The 13,432-nt window shown below is 64.2% G+C and carries 11 protein-coding genes; 5 read left to right on the top strand and 6 right to left on the bottom strand.

What is annotated here, in order from left to right; genetic code table 11:
• Nucleotides 1-116 precede the first annotated feature (116 nt).
• Complete coding sequence (gene moaA, locus ACREYQ_RS22460; protein WP_432262361.1) at nucleotides 117-1,217, top strand: GTP 3',8-cyclase MoaA; 1,101 nt, start codon at nucleotides 117-119, stop codon at nucleotides 1,215-1,217.
• Nucleotides 1,218-1,241: 24 nt separating this feature from the next.
• Here the strand turns inward: moaA and ACREYQ_RS22455 are convergent, their stop codons facing one another.
• From ACREYQ_RS22455 to ACREYQ_RS22440, 4 genes are all read right to left on the bottom strand, one after another.
• Nucleotides 1,242-1,508, bottom strand: coding sequence for a transcriptional regulator (locus ACREYQ_RS22455; RefSeq protein WP_432262360.1), 267 nt, complete (start codon nucleotides 1,506-1,508; stop codon nucleotides 1,242-1,244).
• Nucleotides 1,509-2,954 carry a PLP-dependent aminotransferase family protein gene (locus tag ACREYQ_RS22450; protein ID WP_432262359.1) on the bottom strand — a complete coding sequence of 482 codons (1,446 nt, stop codon included), beginning with the start codon at nucleotides 2,952-2,954 and terminating at the stop codon, nucleotides 1,509-1,511. It abuts the gene before it with no gap.
• A 189-nt stretch (nucleotides 2,955-3,143) separates the two neighbouring features.
• Nucleotides 3,144-4,001, bottom strand: coding sequence for a formate dehydrogenase accessory sulfurtransferase FdhD (gene fdhD, locus ACREYQ_RS22445; RefSeq protein ID WP_432262358.1), 858 nt, complete (start codon nucleotides 3,999-4,001; stop codon nucleotides 3,144-3,146).
• 42 nt (nucleotides 4,002-4,043) lie between these two features.
• Complete coding sequence (locus ACREYQ_RS22440) at nucleotides 4,044-6,371, bottom strand: FdhF/YdeP family oxidoreductase (RefSeq protein WP_432262357.1); 2,328 nt, start codon at nucleotides 6,369-6,371, stop codon at nucleotides 4,044-4,046.
• Nucleotides 6,372-6,663: 292 nt separating this feature from the next.
• Here ACREYQ_RS22440 and ACREYQ_RS22435 point away from each other — a divergent pair, with 292 nt between their 5' ends.
• The 3 genes from ACREYQ_RS22435 to ACREYQ_RS22425 are packed head-to-tail and all read left to right on the top strand — an operon-like array spanning nucleotide 6,664 to nucleotide 7,872.
• Nucleotides 6,664-6,999 carry a metalloregulator ArsR/SmtB family transcription factor gene (locus ACREYQ_RS22435; protein WP_432262356.1) on the top strand — a complete coding sequence of 112 codons (336 nt, stop codon included), beginning with the start codon at nucleotides 6,664-6,666 and terminating at the stop codon, nucleotides 6,997-6,999.
• Complete coding sequence (locus tag ACREYQ_RS22430) at nucleotides 6,993-7,427, top strand: YeeE/YedE family protein (protein WP_432262355.1); 435 nt, start codon at nucleotides 6,993-6,995, stop codon at nucleotides 7,425-7,427. Before ACREYQ_RS22435 ends, ACREYQ_RS22430 begins: the two co-directional genes overlap by 7 nt.
• A 1-nt stretch (nucleotide 7,428) precedes the next feature.
• The gene (locus ACREYQ_RS22425; RefSeq protein ID WP_432262354.1) at nucleotides 7,429-7,872 is read left to right on the top strand and encodes a DUF6691 family protein; all 444 of its coding nucleotides are present in this window, start codon (nucleotides 7,429-7,431) and stop codon (nucleotides 7,870-7,872) included.
• 265 nt (nucleotides 7,873-8,137) lie between these two features.
• Here ACREYQ_RS22425 and ACREYQ_RS22420 read toward each other — a convergent pair whose 3' ends face one another.
• Nucleotides 8,138-9,457 carry an MFS transporter gene (locus ACREYQ_RS22420; RefSeq protein ID WP_432262353.1) on the bottom strand — a complete coding sequence of 440 codons (1,320 nt, stop codon included), beginning with the start codon at nucleotides 9,455-9,457 and terminating at the stop codon, nucleotides 8,138-8,140.
• 159 nt (nucleotides 9,458-9,616) lie between these two features.
• Nucleotides 9,617-11,437 (bottom strand): alkaline phosphatase D family protein, encoded by a 1,821-nt coding sequence (locus tag ACREYQ_RS22415; RefSeq protein ID WP_432262352.1) that lies wholly within the window; start codon nucleotides 11,435-11,437, stop codon nucleotides 9,617-9,619.
• A 466-nt stretch (nucleotides 11,438-11,903) separates the two neighbouring features.
• Here ACREYQ_RS22415 and ACREYQ_RS22410 point away from each other — a divergent pair, with 466 nt between their 5' ends.
• Nucleotides 11,904-13,166, top strand: coding sequence for a TetR family transcriptional regulator (locus ACREYQ_RS22410; RefSeq protein ID WP_432262351.1), 1,263 nt, complete (start codon nucleotides 11,904-11,906; stop codon nucleotides 13,164-13,166).
• The last annotated feature ends 266 nt before the right edge of the window (nucleotides 13,167-13,432 follow it).

The following is a 13,432-nucleotide window of genomic DNA, read 5'->3' as shown; positions in this document are numbered from 1 at the left end:
GAACTGTTCTGCTTGCGCGCCTGCCGATGTGTGCGCCTGCCGGGCGGCCATCGGTCCCTACCATGGACGACATGGGATGCGCCATGCCCGACCCCATTGCCCCAGGGAGATTCGCCATGCAAGCAGCGCTTGTGCAAGAAGTGCCCGCCGCCCGCGGTTTTGAAACGCCCGAGCCGGACCAGGCATCGTCCGCCTGCCGCGACCAGCTGGGCCGTCCGCTGCGCGACCTGCGCCTGTCAGTGATCGACCAGTGCAACTTCCGCTGCACCTATTGCATGCCCAAGGAGCGTTTCGGGCGCGACTATCCGTTCCTGTCCCCCGGGCAACGCCTTTCCGATGCCGAACTGCTGCGCATCGTGCGCGCCTTTGTCAGCCTGGGCGTGGAGAAGGTGCGCCTGACCGGGGGCGAGCCGCTGCTGCGCAAGGGCATCGAGTCCCTGGTCGAACGCATTGCCGCGCTGCGCACCCTTGACGGCGGCCAGGTGGAAGTGGCCATGACCACCAACGGCAGCCTGCTGGCCCGCAAGGCGCGCTCGCTGCGCGACGCGGGCCTGGGCCGGGTCACGGTCAGCCTCGACAGCCTGGATGACGGCATCTTCCGCGCCATGAACGATGTGGATTTCCCGGTCGGCCGCGTGCTGGAGGGCATCGACGCGGCCTGCGCCGCGGGCCTGGCACCGGTCAAGGTCAACTGCGTGGTCGAGCGCGGCACCAACGACGCGCAGGTGCTGCCGCTGGTGGAACACTTCCGCGGCAGCGGCGTGGTGCTGCGCTTTATCGAGTATATGGATGTGGAAGGCCCGAGCGGGTGGTCACACTCGCGCGTCGTCCCCTCCGACGAGATCCGCGGCCTGGTCGAACGCGCCCATGCGCTGCTGCCGCTCGCCAGGCGCGACGGCGAGACCGCCAGCAACTACCTGCTGGCCGACGGCAGCCTGAAGCTGGGGTTTATCTCCAGTGTGTCGCACCCGTTCTGCGGCGATTGCACCCGCGCGCGCGTTTCGGTCGATGGCCGGCTCCACCTGTGCCTGTTCGCCACCAGCTCGGTCGACCTGCGCCATCACCTGGGCGCCGCCCGCCCGGACGACGCCGTGGCGGATGCGGTCCGGCAAGCGTGGCAGTCCCGCGGCGACCGCTACTCAGAGTTGCGCGCGGAACGGCTGGCCAGCCGCAAGCGGCAGTACCCGACGGTGCGCATGTCGCTGGTTGGGGGCTGAGCCGCGGGCGCGGCTGCCGGCCACTCAGTCAGGATTCGGGAAAGCCTGCGCGGCAAGCTCCGCGCCGGCCGGCGTCAGGCTCGCGTGACCGCGGCCTTCCTCGTCGATCGCCACGTCGGCCAGACCGGCGGCCTGCAGCTGCGTCAGCACACGCCGCAGCACGCTCATCGGCAGTTGCGACCGCTTCGCCAGCTTGGCGAGCGACCAGGGGCTGCTGCCACCCTCTCGCCCAGCCTGCCACAGGACCTGGAGCGCCGCGACGATAGCGGGATCGATATCAGCGTTTTCCATCTAGTGCTCTTCCTCGCCCGGCGCGCGGCTGCGTGCCAGCAGATGCTGCGCGATCTTGCCCAGCGTCTGCACGGCGGACTCGATGCCGGGCGACCATTCCCCGCTGTAGTTCAGCCGGATGCAATGGCGGTAAGTGGCCCCGGGCGCAAACATATGCCCCGGCGCAACGGTGATGCGGTGCTCCAGCGCGGCGTGGTACATCTCCATCGCGTCGATGCCCTCTGGCAGCTGCACCCACAGCACATAGCCCCCCGCCGGCCGCGACGTGGTGGTGCCGTCCGGGAAGAACCTGCGCACCGCGGCGGCCATGATGCTGGCCTGCTGCGCATAGGCCTTGCGCACCCGCCGCAGGTGGAAGTCGTAGCCGTCGTTCTTCAGGAACTCGGCAATCGCCAGTTGCGGGATGGCGGGCGTGGTCAGTGTGTTGAGGAACTTGAGCCGCTCCACCGCTCCGCGGTAGCGGCCCGGCAGCGCCCAGCCGATGCGGTAGGCATTGGTGAGCGTCTTGGAGAAGGACGAGCAATGCAGCACGATGCCGGCCTTGTCATAAGCCTTCAATGAACTGGGATGGGCCTCGCCGTAATAGAGCTCGCCGTAGACGTCGTTCTCAATGACGGGGATGTCCTTCGCGGTCAACATGGCCACCAGCGCGCGCTTCTTCTCGTCGGGCATCTGGAAGCCGAGCGGGTTCTGGAAGTTGGGCATCACCATGCAGGCGGCCACGCCCTTTTCGTCGATCAGCCGCGCCAGCGCGCCGATGTCGATGCCCTCCGCCGGATCGGTCGCGACCTCGATGGCGCGCATGCCCAGCCGTTCGATGGCATGGAGCATGGCGTAGTAGGTCGGTGATTCCACCGCGATGGTGTCGCCGGGCTTGGCCACCGCCTGCAGGCAGAGGTTGATGGCCTCGGTCGCGCCGATGGTGACGATCACCTCGTTCGGATCGATGGCGTAGCCGTTTTCCAGGTAGCGGCGCGAGATCTGCCGGATCAGCTCGGGGCTGCCGGGCGGCAGGTCGTCCAGCATGGTCCACCTGGCATAGCGGCGCGCGATATTGTTGGCGTACTGGTTGATGCGTTGCCACGGAAACAGCGAAGGGTCCGGATAGGGCGAACCGAGCGGCACGGCGTCATCGGAGCGGATCGAACGCAGCGTGGAAAGCACCAGGGCGCTGACATCCACCGCCGAGGGCTTGGCACTGGGCCTGGACGGCCGCAGTTCGAACACGGGCTCGCCCGGCCGCGCGCGCACGAAATAGCCGGACTGCGGCCGGCTTTCGATGATGCCGCGGCTCTCCAGCATGACGTAGGCCCGGATCACCGTGGTAATGCTCATGCGGTGGTGCTGGCTGGTCTGCCGCACCGACGGAATCCGCTCGCCGGGCAGCAGTACCCCCTGTTGCACCAATGCCTCGATATCCGCAGCCAGTTTTTCATAGAGTTTCACGCTGCGCCCCCTGCTCGCCATGTCGCTTCCGCCCGGCCGGGCACTGAGCCAGCCCTTCACCGGGCTCCGTCAGCCAAGCCAACGATGAAGATCATAGTACGGCAGCGGCACAATTTGGAGTTGCCCGGCCTCATGTTGACGCCACGGCAGATCAGTTCGCCGTCGGCCGAGCCTGGGCCTCGTCGAAGTTCAGCATGTTGCGCCTCCCGGTATCGCGCCTGCGGCTTGCGCATGGTTGCCGCCGGTGTAATCGACATACCCGCCCTGACGGCAGAAACTGAGCAGGCGCAGACCGGCCTGCTCGGCGATGCGGATCGCCAGCGAGGTCGGCGCCGAGATCGTCGCCAGCATCTGGATATGCATGCGCGCCACTTTGCGCACCAGTTCATAGCTGGCGCGGCTGGACAGCAGCACGAAGCCGTCGTCCATCGCCACGCGCTGCATTGCCAGGTGGCCGATCAGCTTGTCCAGGCCGTTGTGGCGGCCCACATCCTCGAACACATGCAGGATCTCGCCACCCGCATCACACCACGCCGCGGCGTGGACACCCCCGGTGGCCTGCATCAGCGGCTGGTGCGACGGCAGCGCCGCCACGGCGCGCTCGATCATCTCGCGCGACGGCGTCAGCCGGGTGGCCGGCTCGGGCATGCGCGCGGGCCGCAGGTCGAGCAGTTCGATGCTCTCGATGCCGCAGACGCCACAGCCAGTACGCCCCGCCAGCGCCCGCCGGCGGGCACGCATGGCGGCAAAGGCGTGCTCGCTGATCTCCATCTGCACCTCGGCGCCGTACTGGTGCACGCGCACTTCCAGGTCGTGGATCTCCGCATTGCGCCCGACGATGCCCTCGGTCAGCGAGAAGCCGACCGCGAAGGCCTCCAGGTCCAGCGGCGTGGCCATCATCACGGCGTGCGAGATGCCGTTGTACACCAGCGCCACCGGGACTTCTTCCGCCACATTGTCCGTGGCCGGCTGCGCCACGCGGTGTTTGTGCCGCACGATGCTGCGTGCTTCATAGCCTGAGTGCTCAACCAGTCCGGTGCATTCCATGGGGGTCTCTCGCAAAAGAACAGATGCCGCAGCAGCGCAGGATCAGCACGCCGCCGCGGGCTGGCGACGGGACGGGCTCAACAATACGGGCACCGACTTCGACGTGGGCGTGCCGCAGCCATCGCCGGTGCTTTCCAGGGGCACCAGGGGATTGGTCTCGGGGTAGTACGCGCCCAGGCAGCCTTGCGGAATGTCGTACTCGACCAGCACGAAGTCCTCGACATGGCGCTGCACGCCGTCGTCCCAGACACTGGTGATGTCCACGTGCTGCCCGGCCTTCAGCCCAAGCCGCGCCAGGTCGGCCGGATTGATGAAGACCACCCGGCGCAGGCCGAAGACCCCGCGGTAGCGGTCGTCCAGGCCATAGATGGTGGTGTTGTACTGGTCGTGCGAGCGCGTCGTCATCATCACCATCAGCTTGTCGCCATACTGCTGGCGGGCACGGTTGATGGGGGTGTCCTTGTCGATCCGGTTGACCAGGAACTGCGCCTTGCCCGACGGCGTATGCCAGACCCGGTTGCATGCCGCGGGCGTCAGGTGGAACCCGCCCGGCACCGCGACGCGCTCGTTGTAGCTCTCAAAGCCATCGATCACCTGCTCGATGGCATCGCGGATGCGGGCATAGTCCTGCGCATACCAGAGCCAGTCGATCTTCTCCGAGCCGAGCGTTGCAGCCGCCATGCGCGCAACGATGGCGATCTCCGACAACAGGTGCGGCGACGCCGGCGCGTTCATGCCAAATGAGATATGGACCATGCAGACCGAGTCCTCGACGGTCACGCCCTGCGCCACGCCGTCCTGCCGGTCGATCTCGGTGCGGCCAAGCGTGGGCAGGATCAGCGACGCCTTGCCGTGCACCAGGTGGCTGCGGTTGAGCTTGGTGGCGATGTTCACGGTCAGGTCACACTGGCGCAGCGCGTCGAACGTGCGCGGCGTGTCCGGCGTGGCGGTGGAGAAATTGCCGCCCAGGCCGACAAAGACCTTGACCTTGCCCTCGAGCATCGCCGAGATGGTGTGGACCACGTCATACCCATGCTGGCGCGGCGGCTCGAAGCCGAAGGCGGCCTGCAGGCGGTCCAGAAAGGCTTGCTCGGGTTTTTCCTCGATGCCCACCGTGCGGTCGCCCTGCACGTTCGAATGCCCGCGCACCGGCAGCAGCCCGGCGCCGGGGCGGCCGATGTTCCCGCGCATCATCATCAGGTTGGACAGGATCTGCACCGTCGGCACCGAATGCTTGTGCTGCGTCAGCCCCATGCCCCAGCAGGCCATCACACGCTTGCCACGGGCATAGACCTGGGTCAGCGCATCGATATCCTCCTGCGAAACGCCCGACTCGGCGATGATGTCGGCCCAGCTTTGCGCGCGCAGGTCCTCGACAAAGCCGTCGAAGCCAGTGGTGTGCTCGCGCACGAAGTCCACGTCGATCAGGCGCTCGCTGCCATGCCGGATGGCCTCGCCGTCCAGTTCGACCAGCCGCTTGGCCATGCCCTTGATCAACGCAAAGTCACCGCCCAGCTTGGGCTGCACGAACATCGAGGCAATCTTTGTGCTGGAGCCGGTCAGCATTTCAACCGGATGCTGCGGGCTGGTAAAGCGCTCGACCCCGCGTTCACGCAGCGGATTGATCGACACAATGGTGGCACCGCGCCGCGCGCACTCGCGCAGCTCGCCCAGCATGCGCGGATGGTTGGTGGCCGCATTGTGGCCGAACAGCAGGATGGTATCGGCATGCTCGAAGTCGTCCAGCACCACGGTGGCCTTGCCCACGCCGATCGTCTGCGGCAAGCCCCGGCTGGTGGCCTCGTGGCACATGTTCGAGCAGTCCGGGAAGTTGTTGGTGCCATAGGCCCGCACGAACAGCTGGTACAGGAACGCGGCCTCGTTGCTGGCACGGCCCGAGGTATAGAACACGGCCTGGTTCGGGTCCGGCAGCGCGCGCAGGTGGCGCGCGACCAGCGCAAAGGCCTCGTCCCAGGCGATCTCGCGGTACTTGTCGGTCTGTGGGTCGTAGACCATGGGGTGGGTCAGCCGCCCGTGCTGTTCCAGTTCGAAATCCGTCTGCGCCATCAGCGACGTGACCGTGTGCTGCGCAAAGAATTCGGGCGTCACGCGCATGCTGGTGGACTCTGCGGCCACGGCCTTGACGCCGTTCTCGCAGAACTCAAAAGTGGAGGCGTGCTGCCGGTCCGGCCATGCACAGCCGGGGCAGTCAAAGCCATCCGCCTGGTTCTGCCTGAACAGCATCTTGTACTTGCCACCGGCGACCTTCTCCTTGATCAGGTTGATGGCGACGTACTTCAACGCACCCCAGCCGGCGGCGGGGTGGGTATAGGGGGCGATGTGGCCTGCTTCAGGTTTCGGGGAGCTCATTGGCGTGGTGTCCTGTAACGACGGGGGCAGTCCGGCCGGCCCGTGCTGCGTGTGGGTCGGGGTTCGGATCGTTGCGGTGTCACCAGATTAGATTTCCCGGGTGCCCCCCGGTACGTACAAACAGGCGCCTGCCAGGGAAGCACAGTTTTGCATTGCGCACCGCCGGGGCGAGCACAGCCGCCTTCGCGCCGTGCAGTTCCTTCGGTTGCTTGCCTCCTTGGGTGCCAAACATTCTATTGACATACATTATATCGTTTTATATAATATAGTTAAGCAAAGTGCTGGATGACCCATGGACCAGGCCCACGCAACGATCGACCTCGCCACGATGCAAGCCGCTGCGACAAACGCCTGTGCGCTGCTCAAGGTGCTGGCCAATCCGGACCGCCTGCTGCTGATGTGCCGCCTGTCCCAAGGCGAGCTGTCTGTCGGCGAACTGGAGGAACAGCTCGGCATCCGCCAGCCAACGCTGTCTCAACAGCTCGGCGTGCTACGCGAGCAAAGCCTGGTGACGACGCGCCGTGACGGCAAGAACATCTTCTATTCGGTAGCGAGCCCCCAGGCGCTGGCCGTCATGACGGTCCTCTATGAACAGTTCTGCGCCAACCCCAAGGACCGGACATGCTGATTGACCTCGCCAACTTCACGCCCGGCCTGTCACTGGCCGGTGGTCTCATCATCGGCGCGGCGGCAGCCGTCCTGGTGCTGTTCAACGGCCGCATCGCCGGCATCAGTGGCATCTTCGGCGGCCTGCTGAGCCTGCCGCGCCACGACATGGCCTGGCGCCTGGCCTTCCTCGCCGGTCTGGTCGGCGCCCCTCTTGTTGCGGGCCTGTTGGGCATGCCCGCCGTTGCGGATATCCAGGCGGGCTGGGGTGAAATCCTGGCCGCCGGTTTCCTGGTAGGCCTTGGCACCCGCTACGCCAGCGGCTGCACCAGCGGCCACGGCGTGTGCGGCATCTCGCGCGGCTCCATCCGCTCGCTGGTCGCCACGCTGACGTTCATGGCGACCGGATTCCTGACAGTTCTGGTCCAACGGCACCTGATTGGAGGTTGAGATGACCGCCATGACTGCACTCCTCGCGGGCCTGCTGTTCGGCATTGGCCTGATGGTCTCCGGCATGGCCAACCCGGCCAAGGTGCTGGGCTTTCTTGACCTTGCAGGCACCTGGGACCCGTCCCTGGCTTTCGTGATGGGCGGCGCGATTGCCTTGGGCTCGCTCGCCTTCCTCATTGCCAGGCGCCGCAAGCGCTCGCTCCTCGGCTTGCCGATGCAATTGCCGGCAAGCGCGAACATAACGCTGCGGCTGGTGCTGGGCAGCGCCACGTTCGGCATCGGCTGGGGCCTGGCGGGCTTTTGCCCGGGCCCCGCATTGGTGGCCCTGGGTGCGGGCTATCCGAAGGCCATCGGCTTCGTGGCCGCCATGGTCGCCGGCATGCTCGTCTTCGAATTTGTCGAGCGCGCAAGGGCAAGCACGCAACTGCCGTCGCCGCGCGCATGAACTGGCAAGTTGGCGTGCCGTTTGCTGCCGGCGCCATGGGGGCCACGCGGGGAGGCCGGCAAGGGGCAAGATACTTGGGTAGCTCCTCAGAGAGCCCAAGCCAGTGTCATAGGCTCTGGAGCAGAAAGACGGGTCCAAACTAGCTGTTTGCGATCAGGTCGATGTTGAGCGGATTGAGCACTCGAACACCCGCTTCGCATCATCGGCGGCGCTGATGCCGCCGCGCTGGAAGTCGGCCGAATTCAGCTTGACCGAGAGCGCTTCTCTACTTCCTCGACGCCGTCGTCGGTGCCTGCACGCCTGGCTCAAGCCCGGCGGACAGCAGCAGCGACACGCCGCTCAACGCCGCTGGCAGCACCGCAAACGCGCTACGTACCAGACCATCTGCGTCGAGGTGCCCATGCGCAGGATCAAAGCCGAGCCAGGCCAGCCCCCCGTAGATCAGGCCGACCGCCACGGCTCCCGCGATTTTTTGCGTAAGTTGAAACACCGCATAGGACGCACCTGCGCTGTCATCCCCCGTTTGCATCGCGTGGCGATAGATCTGGTCGGCCAGCAGGGAGCGCAGAATCATGTATTCGGCCCCCCAGGTCAGTCCCCGCGCCACCACGAAGCCCAATAGCGGCGCCAGGTGCCCGGCAGGAATCAGCAGCGCCATCAGGGGGACGACCGTGTCGACGACCAGCACGGTGCGCAGCGCCTTGGACTTACCCTGCTTTCTGGTCATCGCAAGCCACAGGGGAATAGACACCAGCCCGACGGCAGTTTGCACGAGCAGCAAGCTGGTGGCCCACCGATCCAGCCGGAGCGAATAAGTCACGAAGAAGACGTAGAGCCCGGTGTTGGCCGCTTCCGAACAGGCAATCAGGGAATTCAACGCGCCCAAGCGCATGGAGTCGGGCTGGCGCAGCCAGTATCCATAGTGCTTCAGGGCGGCGACCAGGCCGCGCGGCTTCCGTGGCGGAGCGGCGCCGACCTCGGGAACGTTCGCAAGCAGGCACGCGACTGTCAGCGGCGTCATCACCACGTACAGCAGGCTCAGAGCCTGGAGTTGTCCGGCGATGTCCCAGTGAAGTACCCGTTCGAGCAGGCTGGGAATGAGCGCGGTCAGGGGTACGCCCGCTGCGACCATCCACATCTTGACAGCAACAATGCGTGAACGCTCGTGATAATCGGCCGAGATCTCCGCCCCCCACGCGTGGTACGGAATCAGGAATGCGGTCACACCCACATAGAAGACCATGAGGGCGCCCAGCAGGTACACAGGCGTCACCGGACGCGCGGGCGAGAAAAGAAGCCAGATCCCCGCCACAAGCACCGGCACGCTTGCAAGCATCCATGGTCGCCTGCGCCCCCACCGCGTTCGGGTGTGGTCACTCATCCAGCCCACCAGCGGGTCGATCAGAACATCGAAGATGCGGCCGAACATGATGATCTGTCCGACCGCCACCAGGCCCAAGCCTAGCGTGTCAGCGTAGAACGGCTGGATCAGGAACGAGAAAGGGACGAACATCGAAGCTGTGACCAGCGACGGTATTCCCATCGAAACCAGTTGACGATGCGTCAGCCTGGTCAGCTTGTGCACGATCACAATTCAACGCCCTCCCCGTCCGGGATTCCCTGTTCGTGGCGAGTGCCATGCAGGTACTCCGGACGAATGCTCCAGATTCACCTGACGAAGGCAGATGCCTGGCGAAAACCGTGAAGGCGCCTGCTGGCGCCTTCATAGCGTGGACGCCGCCCTTTACAACGGAGTGACCTGGATTGCAAAACTTCCGGCCGGCAGATCGAGGCGTGTGCGTGACTGGAGGATCGGCGACGGCAGAACGCCTGGCTGGGTGACCTGGTTCACCTTGTTCAGCACAGCACTCCACTTGTCCTTCGTCACCGTGACACTCACATAGCCAATTGCGTCGAAGTCGGTATAAGCTAGTTCCGGGTTGTACTGCCTGGCCGTCGCATCCCAGATATTCTTCATGGTGCCGTCCGCCTGCTTTTGCTGGACCAGCGGCGCCATCGCTGGTTCTGCCTGTACGAACATTGTCTTCAGGAGGCTATACATCGTCGCGGAGCTGATGCCTGCACTGACGAAATCGGTCATCACAGGAGACGGGCCGGGCGCATCCTGGTCGTCCATCACGGTGCCCGCCATAAAGGCGTGAATGTCGCCCGAGACCGACACCACATTGCTAATCCCGTTAGCACGAATGAACTTCGTGATGTCCTTCTTATGCAAGGGATAACCTTCCCAGCTATCGCCGTAGACGACGACTTCCCGCTCGCCCCCCTGCGGCCCCGTGTTGGGCAGTTGCACGTTGAGCTTCAGGAACGTGACTTCACTGCCCCATACCTTCCAGGTCGCGGTGGAGTTCAGCAGGGCGTCTTTTAGCCAGGCCGTTTGCGCAGTGCCAAGAATGCTCGGCGGACTGCCTGTCGCCGCTGTGAGCTTTGCATCGTAGTAGTCGAGGGTTGCTTTGTCGATCAGGTACCGCGAGCCCTTCGCCAGGAAATTGGTGGGAGGCGGCACCGCCCCCTCGGGGACGGGGTGATCCTCTCGAAACAAGCGCTGATCAGTAATAACAAGATCCATCACGCTGCCAAACGAAAAAGCACGATTGAGGCGGATATTCTGGAACGATGACGACGACGGATCGTACTGCACGTCGTTGATATCGACTGCCATGTACTCGAACCAGGCTTGCGTGGCGTCACGGCGTCGTTGCGGCTGGGCTTCCTCGGAACCCGTATAGGTTTCATGGTCGAGCCAGCAGTCGTCCGCGAACTCGTGATCGTCCCAGATCGAGATCATCGGAAAGCGGGCATGCAGCTTCTGCAGCCGAGGATCGCTGCGATAGGTCTGGTAGAGGTATCGATAGTCCGCCAACGTGACTGCGGTCGTCAGCCGATAATTCGGGGCGCCCGGCAGGGGGAAACTGAAGCCATCCGGCAGCTTCAGGGGGGGATGCGCCGCTTCTACCCGCCCCGAGGCGGAGGTCAGGTCGTAGATGTAGTCACCAAGGTTCACCACGAAGTCAAGATCGTCCTCTTCCGTGATCAGCCGCATGGCTTCCCAATGGTTCGCGGTCCAGGATTGGCAATTGAGAACGGCAAACCTGACTTGCTGCGGCTCACCGTCCGTTCCTGTCAGCGGCGCCGTCTTCGTGCGGCCGGTCGGGCTGACATCGTTGCCGGCGATGAACCGGTAATAGTAGTAGCGATAGGGTTGCAAGCCCACGACTTTGTGGCGCACCGTGGAGTCAAAACTCTGGCTGACGACAACCGGCACATCCATCAGGAGCTGCGCGAAATCCGCGCGCTCCGATAGCTGCACGCGTACCGAGACGTCAGCACCGGAAGACCCGCCGGCCACGCGCGTCCAGAGCACGACGCTGTCTGCGCGCGGGTCACCAGAACCAATGCCTTGCGGATAGCTGTAGGTGCCAGCAGGCATGGCGGAGACGGCTCGCTGCTCCTCGCCGCCGCCACAAGCCCCCATGAGGGTGCCGGCGGCGGAAACGGTGAAGTATCCGCTCAGCTTCAGGAAAGTTCGACGATCCAGTGACATGAAGAGTATTCCTTGAACAATTAGGGTCGACCCGTTTGACGATCGATGCCCGGAAGGCGAGCCAGCACGGATCACCTGAAATGACAACCGTTGCCCCGGCTGCTTGCTTTCAAAGCAGGCTCGTTCTCTTGAGCTGCCGGAAGCCTGCCATCGGCTGGCGCGTATTCTGTCGCGGGATCATGACGCTGTTGTTACAGTCGTACCAAGCCGAATCCCCACCACTTTTTCGAGTTTTTTTCTTTTATTTCATGTATTTATGAGCATGCGAATTGCTTAAAATATACAGTTGTACCAATTAATTTTGAGTATCTTGTTGTGCACTGAGGGCAACACCAACGGTACTTGGTCGGTGTTCAGGGCTATAAACTTCGGATCGGCAAATTGAGGACAGCGCAGGCAGGCCCTCGCACATCGGTGCGAGGCCGAGCCCAGCCAGTTCGCGGCGTCTACAAAACAGGAGCACTACTTGGCGGACTTGCTGGAAAAGGACAACCTGGCCCACCTGATTTCGACAGGAACCGCGATACTCGGTACGTCCGGCGAGGTTGCCATCACGGTGAGGTCTCTGGCCCAGCTTGCAGAGGTCTCGCCGACCACCGTGCAGCACTACTTTCCAACCAGAGCGTGCCTGCTGGCCGCCATCTACGACGAAGCCATCAAGCGAGACATGTCGAGACTGGCGCAGTTGGATGCCGCTGTCAGGCAAGCGGGCGTGCCAAATGTTGAAGCTGCGCTCGGTCTCGCCCAGGGGCTCATTGCCGACGCGTGCGGCGCAAACAGCGAGCGCACGCTGGCGAGAATCTCGGCTCTGATCGGCATCGGCCGGGGCGGAACGACTGGCGGGCGCCGGACGGCGAGGACCTGGGCCGCGCGCAGCCGCGCACTCCTCGCACGTGCGCTGCGGGACATCACACCAGCCCCGAGAAAGGCATCCAGATTCCTGCTTGAATTCTTGACGGGCATTGAACTGGCGTCGCTGGGTTGCCGCCAGAATCCGTTACTCCCGCTCCTGAATGCCGAGTTGGTGACGCATGGTCTCGAGGTAGCGATCGGGCGGGCGCAGCCGCGCTGCCCGGCGTGGTTCAATCTCTGCGCAGCACAGGCGTTGCAGCAGTCGCAGGAAGAAAGCGCGAAGTCTGGCACTGGCAAGGCGCCTCGCGCGCTTCAGGACATCCTCGCCGCAAGCGCCAGGATACTGGCGGGCGACGGGCCCGGAGAACTGACTTACCGGAACGCGGCGAAAGCAGCCGGTGTGGCGACCTCACTGGTGGGCTACCACTTCCGATCGAAGAATGACCTGCTCTACGCTACGTACCGCTACATTCACGACCGGTTCGCAAGAGACATCATGGCCGCCAGCGTACCGTCGAAGAGCACGGGATTGCAGGCCGGCCTGGATCTTGTCATCGACACCCCCGCCGGCCCGAAGCCAGCTTACATTGCATCACTTGAAGCCGTTGTGGCCTCCGCCTATGAAGCGGGAATGACGGATCTGGCCTGGAAAACCCGGATGACGCGCGGCGTGTACTACTTGCATCCGCGCTGGAGCGCCGATTCGCGCTTAGGCGATGTGGATTTCACTGTGCACGCACTGTCAATCTGGACGCTGGGGGCCACCTTGCTCGCCGAGTCGTGTTGCCGGCCGCCCTCAACGATCGCCTACCTGCGCAGCCGCTTCGCCGAAGCCGAGCATGTTTTCCCGAATGTAGGGGGCGCGGGAAAGAACTAGGGCCTTTCACATATAGAAAGAACGCGCGCCACGCATGCCCCTTGCCCCGCCGTCCCGGCCTTCCGATCTCACATCCTGCGCCGAATATTCAACTGCGGGTCAGCGCGGAAGACTCCTTCGAGATACTTCATCGTCTGCCGATATGTCATGAAAGCCTGACAGGAAGTCGGGGACTAGCCGATGGAATAAACCCGACCTGTCAGCCGTTTACTAAGATAGCAGCACAGAGTCCGCTCAGGCCAGGCGCGCCCGGGGGCCTTGCCGGT

Source organism: Cupriavidus sp. TMH.W2 (genome assembly GCF_050847365.1).
In the GTDB taxonomy this organism is placed as follows: Bacteria; Pseudomonadota; Gammaproteobacteria; order Burkholderiales; family Burkholderiaceae; genus Cupriavidus.
The sequence above is the reverse complement of the archived record's forward strand: the minus strand, read 5'-3'. Positions and strand labels throughout refer to the sequence as shown.

Bases quoted from the DNA above. Each gene is read 5' to 3' on its own strand.
- ACREYQ_RS22425 (WP_432262354.1), top strand. From the start codon at position 7,429: ATGACCGCCATGACTGCACTCCTCGCGGGCCTGCTGTTCGGCATTGGC.
- ACREYQ_RS22415 (WP_432262352.1), bottom strand. From the start codon at position 11,437: ATGTCACTGGATCGTCGAACTTTCCTGAAGCTGAGCGGATACTTCACC.
- ACREYQ_RS22440 (WP_432262357.1), bottom strand. From the start codon at position 6,371: ATGAGCTCCCCGAAACCTGAAGCAGGCCACATCGCCCCCTATACCCAC.
- ACREYQ_RS22430 (WP_432262355.1), top strand. From the start codon at position 6,993: ATGCTGATTGACCTCGCCAACTTCACGCCCGGCCTGTCACTGGCCGGT.
- moaA (WP_432262361.1), top strand. From the start codon at position 117: ATGCAAGCAGCGCTTGTGCAAGAAGTGCCCGCCGCCCGCGGTTTTGAA.
- ACREYQ_RS22435 (WP_432262356.1), top strand. From the start codon at position 6,664: ATGGACCAGGCCCACGCAACGATCGACCTCGCCACGATGCAAGCCGCT.
- ACREYQ_RS22455 (WP_432262360.1), bottom strand. From the start codon at position 1,508: ATGGAAAACGCTGATATCGATCCCGCTATCGTCGCGGCGCTCCAGGTC.
- fdhD (WP_432262358.1), bottom strand. From the start codon at position 4,001: ATGGAATGCACCGGACTGGTTGAGCACTCAGGCTATGAAGCACGCAGC.